13 protein-coding genes and 1 pseudogene are annotated in these 12,427 nt (G+C 69.7%); 12 read left to right on the top strand and 2 right to left on the bottom strand.

Features of this window, described 5'->3' with window-relative positions:
• Window positions 1-84: 84 nt before the first annotated feature.
• Window positions 85-153: pseudogene (locus AC1RRR_RS16960) on the bottom strand (hypothetical protein); the annotation flags it as partial.
• The gene (locus AC1RRR_RS16955; RefSeq protein ID WP_492814899.1) at window positions 140-2,347 is read right to left on the bottom strand and encodes a methyl-accepting chemotaxis protein; all 2,208 of its coding nucleotides are present in this window, start codon (window positions 2,345-2,347) and stop codon (window positions 140-142) included. The pseudogene AC1RRR_RS16960 and the gene AC1RRR_RS16955, both read right to left, overlap by 14 nt.
• Before the next feature lie 110 nt (window positions 2,348-2,457).
• Here AC1RRR_RS16955 and AC1RRR_RS16950 point away from each other — a divergent pair, with 110 nt between their 5' ends.
• The 12 genes from AC1RRR_RS16950 (at window position 2,458) to pseG (ending at window position 12,368) form a co-directional block, all read left to right on the top strand.
• Complete coding sequence (locus tag AC1RRR_RS16950; RefSeq protein WP_492815280.1) at window positions 2,458-3,120, top strand: glutathione S-transferase family protein; 663 nt, start codon at window positions 2,458-2,460, stop codon at window positions 3,118-3,120.
• A gap of 79 nt (window positions 3,121-3,199) precedes the next feature.
• Entirely contained in the window at window positions 3,200-4,474 is a 1,275-nt protein-coding gene (locus AC1RRR_RS16945; protein ID WP_492814897.1) for an alginate export family protein, read from the top strand.
• A 108-nt stretch (window positions 4,475-4,582) separates the two neighbouring features.
• Window positions 4,583-5,008: a VOC family protein gene (locus AC1RRR_RS16940; RefSeq protein WP_492814895.1), complete on the top strand. Its 426-nt coding sequence runs from the start codon at window positions 4,583-4,585 to the stop codon at window positions 5,006-5,008.
• 67 nt (window positions 5,009-5,075) lie between these two features.
• Entirely contained in the window at window positions 5,076-6,398 is a 1,323-nt protein-coding gene (locus AC1RRR_RS16935) for a DUF418 domain-containing protein (RefSeq protein ID WP_492814893.1), read from the top strand.
• 112 nt (window positions 6,399-6,510) lie between these two features.
• A complete protein-coding gene (locus AC1RRR_RS16930; RefSeq protein ID WP_492814891.1) occupies window positions 6,511-6,858 on the top strand; it encodes a hypothetical protein in 348 nt (115 codons plus the stop codon).
• Window positions 6,855-8,456 carry a methyl-accepting chemotaxis protein gene (locus tag AC1RRR_RS16925; RefSeq protein WP_492814889.1) on the top strand — a complete coding sequence of 534 codons (1,602 nt, stop codon included), beginning with the start codon at window positions 6,855-6,857 and terminating at the stop codon, window positions 8,454-8,456. Before AC1RRR_RS16930 ends, AC1RRR_RS16925 begins: the two co-directional genes overlap by 4 nt.
• A gap of 123 nt (window positions 8,457-8,579) precedes the next feature.
• A complete protein-coding gene (greA, locus tag AC1RRR_RS16920) occupies window positions 8,580-9,053 on the top strand; it encodes a transcription elongation factor GreA (RefSeq protein ID WP_492083176.1) in 474 nt (157 codons plus the stop codon).
• Between the two features lie 98 nt (window positions 9,054-9,151).
• Window positions 9,152-10,282: a mitochondrial fission ELM1 family protein gene (locus tag AC1RRR_RS16915; protein WP_492814887.1), complete on the top strand. Its 1,131-nt coding sequence runs from the start codon at window positions 9,152-9,154 to the stop codon at window positions 10,280-10,282.
• A 45-nt stretch (window positions 10,283-10,327) separates the two neighbouring features.
• Window positions 10,328-10,555, top strand: a complete 228-nt coding sequence (locus AC1RRR_RS16910; protein ID WP_492814885.1) for a hypothetical protein — start codon at window positions 10,328-10,330, stop codon at window positions 10,553-10,555.
• Entirely contained in the window at window positions 10,556-10,651 is a 96-nt protein-coding gene (locus AC1RRR_RS16905) for a hypothetical protein (protein ID WP_492815278.1), read from the top strand.
• On the top strand, window positions 10,648-11,361 hold the full coding sequence (locus AC1RRR_RS16900) for a cytidylyltransferase domain-containing protein (RefSeq protein WP_492815276.1): 714 nt from the start codon (window positions 10,648-10,650) through the stop codon (window positions 11,359-11,361). Before AC1RRR_RS16905 ends, AC1RRR_RS16900 begins: the two co-directional genes overlap by 4 nt.
• Complete coding sequence (gene pseG, locus AC1RRR_RS16895) at window positions 11,358-12,368, top strand: UDP-2,4-diacetamido-2,4,6-trideoxy-beta-L-altropyranose hydrolase (protein ID WP_492814883.1); 1,011 nt, start codon at window positions 11,358-11,360, stop codon at window positions 12,366-12,368. The genes AC1RRR_RS16900 and pseG overlap by 4 nt, the downstream gene beginning before the upstream one ends.
• Window positions 12,369-12,427: the final 59 nt, after the last annotated feature.

Raw genomic sequence — 12,427 nt, 5'->3', positions numbered from 1 at the left:
AGAGCGCCCCCTCCGTCACGTCGCCTATCGGCGCCGCGCCACCTCCCCCGCAAGCGGGGCAGAAAAGAAGCGACAGCCTCCTCACCCGTGAAACGGGGGAGGTGGATCGCTGCGGATACGCAGCGAGACGGAGGGGGCGCTAGGCCGCCCGCCTCACCGTCCCACGCCCCAACCGGAACCGCCCGACCAGCTCCATCAGCCGCGCGCCCTGCCCAGCCAACGCCTCGTCCGCCACCCGAGCCTGCTCGACCATCGCCAGGTTCTGCTGGGTAAACCGCTCAATCTCCGCCACCTCGCCATTCACGGCCGAGAGGTCCTGCGCCTGTTCCCGCACCGAAGACGCGATCCGCGTCGCCGCCGCGTCGATCCCCGCCATCCGCCCAGCCACGCCGTTCAGCGCCGCGCCGGTGCGTTCGACCTGGGCCACGCCGGCCTCGACGCGGACATTGGACTCCCCGATCAGCGTCTTGATCTGCTTGGCCGAGTCCGCCGAGCGCTGGGCCAGAGCCCGAACTTCCTGCGCCACCACCGCGAAACCACGACCGGCTTCACCGGCGCGGGCGGCCTCGACCCCGGCGTTCAACGCCAGCAGGTTGGTCTGGAAGGCGATCTCGTCGATCAAGCCGACGATGTCGCCGATCTGGCGCGAGGAGGCGTCGATCTCGCCCATGGTGCGGGCGGACTCGGCGACCAGGGTCCCGCCCTGGTCGGCCTCGCCACGCGCCGAGGCGACCAGGCGGCGGGTCTCGTCGGCGCCGCCGGCGACCTCGCCCATGGCGCTGGTGACGCCGTTCAGCGAGCCGGCGGCGCGTTCCAGGCCCTGGGCCTGGCGTTCGGTGCGACGGGCCAGTTCGGTGGAGGACTGCGAGAGCGTGTCGCTGGCCGCGCCGATCGCGTCGGCGGCCTCGGCGATCTCGCCGATGGCCTGTTCCAAGCTCTGGACGGCGGTGTTGAAGTCGGCGCGCAGCGGCTCGTAGACGTCCGCGAACGGGCCGGGGATGCGGCGGCTGAGGTCACCGTCGGCCACGGCGGCCAGGGCCTCGCCCACCTGGCGGACCACGGCGGTCTGCTCGTCGATGGACAGGGTCAGGGCGGCGGCGCGGTCGCGGTCGGCGTCGGCGGCGGCGCGCAGGGCTTCCTGCTGGTCACGTAGGGCCTGAGCGCGCTCCAGTTCGGCGCGCAGGGTCTCCAGCGAGCGGGCGATCGAGCCGATCTCGTCGGCGCGTTCCAGCTCGGCCACCGGCTGGTCGTAGCGGTGCTCGGCCATCCCCCGCACGGCGCCCTGCAGGGCCAGCAGCGGCCGGGCGATCAGCTTGCGTGAGGTTACGGCCAGCACCGACAGGGCCGCCAGCAGCAGCACCAGGCCGCCGATGGCCAGGCCCAGGGCCAGCTGCCGCGCGGGGGCCAGCAGGGCTTCTTCGGTAACGTCGACCACCACCGCCCAGGTCGCGCCCGAGGCCAGACGGATCGGGGCCACCAAACGCTCGGCGCGCTTGCCGCCGATCTTGACGCCCGAGATCACGGTCGGACCGCCGCCGGCGATCACCGCCTTCACTTGGTCGAGGCCTGGATCGGCATAGGCCTTCATCCGCAGGGCGGCGTCGGGATGCGAGACCCATAGGCCGCCGGGCGAGACCAGCATGGCGCGGCCGCCGTCGAACGGCTTCAGGGCATTCAGGCGGCCGGCGATGTCGTCCAGCGCGAGGTCGGCGCCCATCACGCCCACGGTCTTGCCGTTCGCAATCACTGGGTAAGTGATCGAGGTCATCAGGACGTATTTGGTCTGGCCGCCGTCGGTGATGTTGTCGCGATAGGGCTCCAGGATCGCCGGCTTGCCGCTGTCGTAGCTGGTCTTGAAGAAGTCCTCGCCGAACTCGTTATCCTCGCCCTGCTCGGCCGCCAGCGTGTCGCCATTGCGCACCCAGTAGCCGATGAAGCGCCCCTGGGCCGTCGAGCCCAGGTCGGCGCGATTGGCGAAGGCGGCGTCGTCGCCCAGCACGCCGGGCGCGAACATCAGCCAGCCGCCCAGCATGGTCTTGGAGGCGTTCGAGATCGGCTTCAGCTGCGCCAGATATTGCGCCCGGTCGCGCTGGCCCGAGGCGTAGGTCGCGGCGAACAGGCCGGCCGAAGCCCGAACGACGGCGTCAGCGTCGTCCAGGTCGTTCTTGATCTCCTGGCCGGTCTGGGCCGTCACCGTGGCGGCGTAGCGCTCGGCCAGGCCGCGCATGGCCTTGCCGCTCTGCCAGGTGATCAACAGGGAGCCCGCGATCAGCAGCGCGCCCAACGCGGCGCCGCCCGCCGTCATCAGCTTTCCCGCCAATGACAACCGCTTAAACGCTCCGGTCATCCGTACACCCCGACTCGACTAGGGGGCGAGGAGGCCATGGTAAACCTTGCCGAACCTTGAACGAGTGATCATCGTTCATGCGACAAGATATCCATATCGGGGAAGCGCCAGTGATCGTCGTCCACCACCTGAACAACTCCCGCAGCCAGCGCGTCCTGTGGTTGCTGGAGGAGCTGGGCCTGCCCTACGAGATCAAGCGCTACGAGCGCGACGCGGCGACCATGCTGGCCCCGCCGGAACTGAAGGCCATCCATCCGCTGGGCAAGTCTCCCGTCATCACCGACGGCGACAAGGTCATCGCCGAGACCGGGGCGATCGTGGAGTACATCCTGGAAACCTACGGCCAGGGCCGGCTGATCCCGGCGGCCGGTAGCCCTGAGCGCCTGCGCTATACCTACTGGCTGCACTATGCAGAGGGCTCGGCCATGACGCCGCTGCTCTTGAAGCTGGTCTTCACCGCCCTGCCCAACCGCGCGCCGGGCCTGATGAAGGGCCTGGTCAAGTCGATCGCCGGCAAGGCTCAGAGCGGCTTCGTCGACCCGCAGATCAAGGCCCATGTCGACTACTGGGAGGCCGAGCTCTCCAAGTCCGCATGGTTCGCCGGCGGCGAGATGACCGGGGCCGACATCATGATGAGCTTCCCGCTGGAGGCCGGCATCGCCCGTGGCGGAGCGGCATCGCGTCCGCACGTGAAAGCGTTCGTCGACAAGATCCACGCCCGCCCCGCCTATCAGCGCGCCCTCGAGCGCGGCGGGCCTTACGCCTATGCTTAGTGTGACAAAGTATTGCTCAAGCGTGTCACTGGGTTCCTCTTGGGAATGTGCTTAACCTTTATGGCCCAACACCCGGACCATGAAGACATCGCTGCTCGCTTGCGCGGCCCTGTTCGGGATCGCGGTCGGAGAGGCCACGGCCGCTGACGCCACGGCGCTTGACGCCATCAAGGCCGGCCATCCGATCCTGGAAGTCCGCTCGCGCTACGAGCACTGGGACCAGACCAAGACCCGGACCCTGACCGAAAACGGCCAGGCCCTGACCATCCGCGCCCGCTACGGCTGGGAGACCGGCGCCTGGAACGACGTCAAGGGCCTGGTCGACTTCGAGACCATCCGCTGGCTGGGACCGCAGCGCTTCGCCATCACCAACAATGGCGGCCCGCCGCTGAACGGCGCCGACAAGACCCGCTATCCGGTGATCAACGACCCGGAAGTCACCGAGCTGAACCGCCTGCAGCTGCAGTGGACGCCCAGCAAGGACGCCCAACTCACCGTCGGCCGCCAGCGCATCATCCTGGACGACCAGCGCTTTGTCGGCGCCGCGCCGTGGCGCATGGACGAGCAGACCTTCGACGCCGTGCGCGCCGACGTCTCGCGCGGTCGTTTCAAGGCGACCTACGCCTATGCGACCAAGGTCAACCGCACCCTGGGCGAGATCGCCGACTGGGACAGCGACAGCCACTTTTTCAATGCCGGCTGGAGCGTCTCCGACGCGCTGCGGGTGCAGGCCCTGGTCTACGCCTTCGACTTCAAACAGGCCCCGGCCAGCAGCAGCATCAGCAAGGGCGTGCGGGTCTCGGGCAAGGGCAAGCTGGGCCCCTATGCGGTGGCCTATGCCGCCACCTATGCCCGCCAGAACGACTGGCGCGGCAACGCCGCCCCGTTCGCGCTGGACTATTTCGGGGCCGAGGCCTCGGCGACGCGCGGGATCTACACCTTGCGCCTGGGTTATGACGCCCTGGAAGGCAACGGCCAGCGCGGCTTCGGCTCGGCGATCGGCGCGGCGCACGGGGTCAATGGCTGGGCCGCCGCCTGGTCCAGCGCCGGCGGCATCAAGAACTTCGCCGACGGCCTGCGCGACGCCAACCTCACCGTCACCGTGAAGCCCAAGCACCGCTGGCTGCCGAAGAAGAGCGAGCTGATGGCCCGCTATCATGACTTCGACGACGACCGCACGAGCGCCGACCTGGGTCGCGAGTGGAACCTCAGCTGGATCGCCCCGGTCACCTCGAAGATGACCATGCAGTGGAAGTACGCCGACTTCGATCGCGTGAACTCTGTACCCGTCGGGACCCTGGCGCCGCCGGCGTCGCGGACCAAGTGGTGGCTGATCCTGGAGTACAAGCTCTAGGTCCCCAACTCTACGTCCCAGGCGCCTGCTGACAACTTCGGGCAATCGTGCGTGTGAAAACGTCGCCGATCTCGACTAACGTCGGGGAAACCCAAGGGAGATACGCCCATGAAGATCGTCACCAGCCTCTCGTTCCAGGGTGAGTGCCGCGCCGCGTTCGACTTCTACGCCCAGGTGCTGGGCGGCAAGGTCACCGCCGCCTTCCCGTTCGGCGAAGGCCCGCCGGACATGCCGGTCGATCCCAAGTACAAGGACTGGCTGATGCACGCCTGGCTGGACGTCGGCGACCAGTCGATCATGGGCGCGGACATGCCGCCCGAATTCGCCCCCAACATCGACAAGCCCAAGAACGGCTTCGACGTCACCTTCCACACCGACGACCCGGCCGAGGCCAAGCGCGTGTTCGACGCGCTGTCGGAAGGCGGCAAGGTCGGCATGGACTTCGCCGCGACGTTCTGGTCGCCGGGCTATGGCAGCTTCACCGACAAGTTCGGCATCCCGTGGATGATCAACACGGTGCCGAAGGCCGAATAGACTTTCCGCATACCCCCACGCCCGCGTTTAGGACACACTCAGGGTCGAGCACGCGGGCGGGGGCCTCATGGACGGCGAGACGAAAGACGTCGACGGGATCAGGCTGGCGCCGGTCGCGCGGGCGACACGCATCGACGCCCTGGACATCCTGCGCGGGGTCGCCGTCCTCGGCATCCTGCTGATGAACATCCCGGAGATGGGTCTGCGCTGGGAGTGGCCCAAGCCGGCCCTGCCCCTGGCGATCAACGCCGACTGGATCGCCTATGTCGTCCAGGATGTCGGCTTCGCCGGGACGATGCGCGGGCTGTTCACCCTGCTGTTCGGGGCGGGGATGATGATCATGCTGCGCCGGCCCGATCCCGAGCGGGAGGCGCTGGCGCTGCAGGCCTTCTACACTCGCTGCTTTGGTCTGATGCTGCTGGGCGTGGCCCAGTTCGCCGTCTTCCTGTGGCCAGGCGAGATCCTGTTCTGCTACGGCCTGTGCGGCCTGGCGCTGCCGCTGTTTCGCCGGGCGCCAACGCGGATGCTGGTCGCAGCGGCGGCGGCCATGCTGCTGACCCTGACCGCCTCGGGGACCGTCCAGGGCCTCAAGGCCTCCGAGGGCCTGCGCCAGGCCGAAGCGGCGGTCGTCGCCAAGGCCGCCGGCAAGACCCTCACCGACGACCAGAAGAAGGCGCTGGAGAAGCGCGACGAAAAGCTGAAGACCCTCCTGTCGTCCGAAGCCCGGGCCAAGGAACGCGAGGTCCGCACCCACCTGCCCTCGCTGCTGGGCTGGAGCCTCCAGCGGTGGTCGGAGTTCAATCTCGACCTGAACGAGGACGCCCACCTGTGGCTTCTGGAGTCGCTGGGCTTCATGCTGCTGGGCGTGGCGCTGTTCCGTGGCGGCGTGCTGACCGGCGAGGCGCCCGTGGCGACCTATTGGGTCCTGCTGCTGGGCGGCCTCGCCATCGGCCTGGCCCTGCGCGGCGGGGTCGAGGCCTTGCGGTGGCGGGCCGGCTATCTGCCCCATTCCAGCGTCGCGACGGCCCAGCCGCTGATCTTCGAGGCGGGCCGGCTGGCCATGACCCTGGCCTGGCTGGGCGGGCTGATGCTGCTGATCAAGGCCCGCGTTCTTGGCGCGCTGGGCGGCGCGCTGGCGGCGGTGGGACGCAGCGCGCTGTCGAACTACACGCTGCAGTCCATCGTCACCTCGATCCTGTTCTACGGTCTTGGCCTCTATGACCGCCTGGGGTTCGTCCAGCTGATGGGGCTGTGTGTCGTGATCTGGATCGGCCAGGCGGCGCTCAGCGTGCTGTGGCTCAGGGTCTACGAGATGGGCCCCGCCGAGTGGCTGCTGCGGTCGCTGACCTATGGCGCGTGGCGGCCGTTGAGGCGGTCCGCCGCCGGTTAGTCCTGCGGCCAACCGTCGCCCGGGCCCCTCCGTTAAGCTTTCGCAAACCACGTTGGCGGCATTCGTCTTCGTGCGCTCGCACCTTTTCGCCGGCGCGACGGAGACCCGCGCCTTGACGACCCCGACCTCAGCGACGCGCCGCCTTGCCGCCGTCGCGGGTCCGGTCGCTCTCGCGACCCTGGGTGTCTTTCTCAGCCTTTTCGCCGCCGTGGCCGTCGATGCCCAGCCCCGCACGCCCGGACGGGTGGCGGCGGTGTTTCCGCCGTGGTGGAGCCCGGCCCAGATCATCGGCGCGGCCGGATCGGCCGGCGACATCGCCGGGGCTGGCGGCGCGTCCTTCATCGTCATCCTGCGCGGGGATCCCGCCGATCTTTCGCAGCGCGCCCGCGACGCCGGCGCGCTGATGCTGCTCGATCCCGCCCTCGCCGGCGCCTGCGCGCGCCCGGAGCCTTCCCAATGAAACTGGCCTTCTCGAACCTCGACGCCCAACGCGCGCTCGGCGGCAAGCTGATCGTCGTCCTGGCCTGGGCGATGATCCCGGTGGTGCTGGTCGCGCGCCTGGCGGTGCACGAGGCCGCCACGGGCCTGGCCGTCGCCTCGGTGCTGACGGCGACCGGCGCGACCCTGGCCTGGCGCTTCGGCGGCGAGACCACGGGCGGTCGCTCGCTGGTGGGCGTGGCGCTGATGGCCCAGGTCTCGCTGCTGGTCGCGGCCCTGGGCGGCCACGGCTGGCAGGCCGACATGCACATGGCCTATTTCGCCGCCCTGGCCCTGCTGGTGGTCTATTGCGACTGGGTCGTCATCGCCGCCGCGGCCGCCACGGTCGCCGTGCACCACCTGGGCCTGTCGTATCTGCTGCCCAGCGCGGTGTTTCCGGGTTCGGCCAGCCTGGGCCGCGTCATCGTCCACGCCGTGATCCTGATCGTCGAGGCCGGCGCGCTGATCGCGGTCACCGCCAGCGTCAACTCGATGTTCGCCGTCGCCCAGCGCGCCCGCGCCAAGGCCGAGGCCGCCGTCGGCGAGGCCCGCGCCGCCAATGACGCGGCCGAGGACGCCCGCCGCTCGGAGGAAGAGAGCCGCACCGTCAACACCGCCGCCCGCGAACGGGCCGAGGCCCAGCGCGACGCCGCCATCGCGGCGCTCGGTCAAGCGCTGTCGCACCTGGCGCGCGGCGACCTGACCGCCCGTCTGGACCAGCGCTTCGCCGAAGCCTACGAGCCCCTGCGCGGCGACTACAACACCGCCGCCGGCAAGCTGGCCGACGCCCTGTCGGTGATCGAGGGCCGGGTCGACGGCCTGCGGGCCGGTTCGGACCAGATCGCCGACGCCTCGGTCAGCCTCTCGCGCCGCACCGAGCGCCAGGCCGCCACCCTGGAAGAGACCGCCGCGGCCATGGAGGAGATCACCACCACGGTCGCCCAGACCGCCTCAGGCGCCAAGAAGGCCGCCGGCGTCGTGGCCCGCGCCCGCGACGACATCCGCCGCTCGGGCGAGGTGGTGCAGCAGGCCGTCACAGCCATGACCGCCATCGAGGGCTCGTCGCAGCAGATCACCAACATCATCTCGGTGATCGACGAGATCGCCTTCCAGACCAATCTTCTGGCCCTGAACGCCGGGGTCGAGGCCGCCCGCGCCGGCGACAGCGGCAAGGGCTTCGCCGTTGTCGCCCAGGAAGTCCGCGCCCTGGCTCAGCGCTCAGCCGACGCGGCCAAGGAGATCAAGACCCTGATCTCGACCTCCACCGCCCAGGTCGAGGAAGGCGTCGGCCTGGTCGGCCGCACCGGCGAGGCGCTGGAGCGCATCGTCTCGCAGATCGCCGAGATCGACGGCCTGGTCAGCGAGATCGCCGCGTCCGCCCAGAGCCAGGCTCACGGCCTGACCCAGGTGAATGGCGCGGTGAACCAGATGGACCAGGTGCTGCAGGAGAACGCCGGCATGGTCGAGCAGACCTCGGTGGCCACCCAGACCCTGAACGCCGACGCCGCCCTGCTGGCCGATCTGGTGGGTCAGTTCGACCTGCCGGGCGCGGCTTCCCAGCCCGTCCGCCGCCGGGCCTGATCCCGTAAGGCCTAGCTCGCCCCCTTGCGCATCCGAGACTGGGCGCCTATCCTCCCAGCCCCCGGTTGTGAGCGCCCGCGACCGGAAGTCTTTCCTCCCAAGGCGTCCGAGCTAAAATCCGCAATGGAAAAAGTGCCGATGACCGTCGTGGGGTATCAGACCCTCGACGAAGAACTGAAGCGTTTGAAGACCATCGAGCGTCCGTCGGTGATCGCGGCGATCGCCGAGGCGCGTTCGCACGGCGACCTGTCGGAAAACGCCGAGTACCATGCCGCCAAGGAGCGTCAGGGCTGGATCGAAGGCCAAATCGCCGAGATCGAGGACAAGATCGCCCGCGCCCAGGTGATCGACGTGTCGAAACTGTCGGGCAAGCAGATCAAGTTCGGGGCGACCGTGTCGGTGATCGACGAGGACACCGAGGACGAGGCGCGCTACCAGATCGTGGGCGAGCATGAGGCCGACGTGAAGTCGGGCCGCATCTCCGTCTCGTCGCCGCTGTCGCGCGCGATGATCGGCAAGGAAGTCGGCGAGGTGGTCGAGGTCAACACCCCCGGCGGCACCAAGGCCTACGAAATCACCAAGGTGGAGTGGCTGTAAGGCAGCTTGCCGCCTTAGCTGCGCCATAAGTACGGTTCAAATCGAACAAGGCTGCCAGTCGGCGGCCTTGTTTCGTTTGCGTATGCGGGGTCGATGACTTGGCCGAAGCTCCGAAACTTCCCTTAAAGATCTGGGCGGTGTCCGACGGTCGCGCCGGCATCGAGGCCCAAGTCGTGGGCCTGTCGGACGCGATCGCGCGGCTGGTCCCCTGCGAGGTCACGGTCAAGCGCGTGGGCTGGACGGGCCGCATCGGCCGCCTGCCCTGGTGGCTGAACCTCCTGCCCAAGCGCTGGCTGACGCCCGACAGCGGCATTCCCACCGGAAAAGGTGAAGAGTGGCCCGACGTCTGGGTCGCCGCCGGCCGCGCCACCCTGCCCCTGTCGATCCGCGCCAAGCGCTGGTCGGGTGGCAAGACCTATGTGGTCCAGATCCAGGACCCGCGCGTCCCGGCCCACATGTTCGACCTGGTGATCCCGCCCAAGCACGACCGCCTGACTGGCGACAACGTGCTGCCGATCAGCGGCTCGCCGCACCGGGTCACGCCCCAGCGGCTGGCGGCCGAATACGCGGCCTTCAAGGACGTCATCGACGCCCTGCCCCGCCCGCGCGTGGCGGTGCTGATCGGCGGCAAGTCCAAGGCCTTCGACCTGTCCAGCGAGCGGGCGGCCCAGATCGCCCACTCGATCCAGATCCCGCTGGAGCAGGACGGCGGCAGCTTGCTGATGACCTTCTCGCGCCGCACGCCCGAGCCGGCTCGCGCCCTGATGGCCGCGCGGCTGCGGCACCTGCCGGGCATGGTGTGGAACGGCGAAGGCCCCAATCCGTACTTTGCCTTCCTGGCGGCGGCCGACTACATCCTCGTCACCGAGGACTCGACCAACATGGCCACCGAGGCGGCCTCGACCGGAAAGCCGGTGTTTGTGCTGAAGCTGGACGGCCACAGCCTGAAGTTCCGCCTATTCCACGAAGAGCTGGAGCGCATGGGCGCGGCCCGGCCCTACGGCGGCGCGTTCCACGGCTGGACCTACGAGCCGGTCGACGAGACCGACCGCGCGGCGCGGGAGGTGCTGGCGCGGCTGGGGGTGGAGATCCCGGAGCCGGCGGTCGAGACGCCCGTCGAGGCGGCGCCGAAGCCCACGCGGAAGCCTCGAGCGAAGAAGGTCGAGGCGATTGCGGAGACGCCCGCGCCGAAGCCGAGAAAGCCCCGCGCGGCCAAGCCGAAAGCCTGATTTTTCTGATTGCGAGCGCGCGAACGTTCGCCTTATGTTCGCGCCATGATTGAGCCCGAGCTCCCATCGTCGACCGGCAAGGCGGCGCGCAACGAGCGGCGAAAAGCGTTCGCGTCGACCTGCAACACGGTGGCGGTGGCGTTCTTCGTCTCGGCCCTGTTGCAGCCAGTCACCGGAGGCCAGCTGCGATGGGTCAGCGTGATCGGCGCGCTGGTCGGCTTCGTTGCCCTGCAGTTGTTTCTCCACTACATTCTGGCGCGAGTGGAGGATTGAATGGATCCGGTTATCCAAGTCGTCCTGATTGGTCTGGTGTTCGTGGCCGCCGCCTATGGCGTGTTCTGGCTCTCGATGCGGAACGACCGCCGCTGATCCTCGCCATCCTCCAAGCCCGCATGAGTTCGACCCGCTTGCCGGGCAAGGTGCTGATGCCGATCGTGCGCCAGCCGATGATCGTGCGGCAGATCGAGCGTGTCGCCCGCGCGCGCCTTGTCGACAAGCTGGTCGTGGCCACCTCCGACCGTCCCGAGGACGACGCCATCGAGGCCGCCGTGCGGCGCGAGGGGATCGCCGTATTCCGGGGCTCGCTGGAGAACGTCCAGCAGCGGTTCATCGGCGCGCTGGACGCCCATCCCGCCGACCACGTCGTGCGCCTGACCGCCGACTGCCCGCTGGCCGATCCCGACCTGATCGACGCCACCATCCAGCTCTGCCTGTCCAAGGGCGCTGACTATGTCAGCAACACCCCCGACGGCCACGCCCACCCCAAGGGCACCGATGTCGAGGTGATGACCGCCGCCGCCCTGCGCCAGGCCGCTGCCGAGGCGACCACGCAAGAGGCCCGCGAGCACGTCACCTGGGACCTCTACCGGTCCGGCCGCTTCGAGTGCGCCTGGCTGCCCTGCTACCCCGACCAGGGCGCGGTGCGCTGGACCGTCGACCGACCTGACGACTACGCTTTCGTGGCGGCGGTCTATGACGCCCTCTACGAAAAGAACCGCGCCTTCACCTCGGACGACGTGCGGGCCTTCGTGAGGAGCCGGCCGGATCTCGCCGACTACGGCGGCGATCCGCGGGTATGACCCGCATCCTGTTTGTCTGCGCGGCGGGTCCCAGCGTGGGCGGCGGCCATGTGATGCGGTCCCTGACCCTGGCGCGGGCGCTAGCGGCGCGGGGCGCGGACTGCGCGTTCGCGGCGACACCAGAGGTCGCGGTCGTGCTCGACGCCTTCGCCCCCGACATGGCGCGGGCCGAGACCGATGAGGGTTTCGACGCCCTGGTGTTCGACAGCTACGCCCTCACCGCCAACGACCACCGCGCGGTCGCGCAAGGCCGCCCGACCCTGGTCATCGACGACCTGGCCGACCGGCCGCTGGCGGCGGACCTGGTGCTGGACGCCGGCCCGGCGCGGCAGGCGCAAGACTATGCCGGCCTGGTTCCGGATGGCGCCAAGCTGCTGCTCGGCCCGAACTACGCCCCCGTGCGCCCGGCCTTCGCCGAGCTGCGTGACGAGGCCCTGGCCCGCCGGGCCGAGCGCGGGCCGGTGCAGAGAGTCCTGGTCTCGCTGGGCCTGACCGACGTCGGCGGCATCACCGGCCGGGTGACCCGGCTGCTGCAGCCGATCCTCGGCGAGGCCCGGCTGGACCTGGTGGTCGGCGGCGGCGCGCCCAGCCTGCCGGACCTGTGGGCGCTGGCGGGCGAGGATCCGCGCATCGAGCTGCACGTCGACACCCAGCACATGCCGCAGCTGGTGTTCGACGCCGACCTGGCCATCGGCGCCGGCGGCTCGACCACCTGGGAGCGCTGCGTGCTGGCCCTGCCCGCCCTGACCCTGATTCTGGCCGATAACCAGGTTGCCGCCGCGCGGGCGCTGGAGGCGGCGGGGGTGACGCCCTGCCTGGAGGTCGGCGCGACGGGGTTCGAGGCGGCGTTCGTGCGGGAGGTCGAGGGGTTGCTGGCGAGCGAGGAGCGTCGGGCGGAACTGTCTGCGGCCAGTGCGACGGTGTGCGATGGGTACGGCGCGGATCGAGTGGCGGAGGCCTTTCTCCAAAAGCTCTCCTCCCCCTTTGGGGGAGGGGGACCGCCGTAGGCGGTGGAGGGGCTGGCGCCGGCCGACTCATGACCAGCCCCCTCCGTCACGGCGCGCTG

The sequence above is a fragment of the Caulobacter sp. GW821-FHT12D05 genome (genome assembly GCF_058807295.1).
This window is presented reverse-complemented; position numbering and strand designations above follow the sequence as displayed.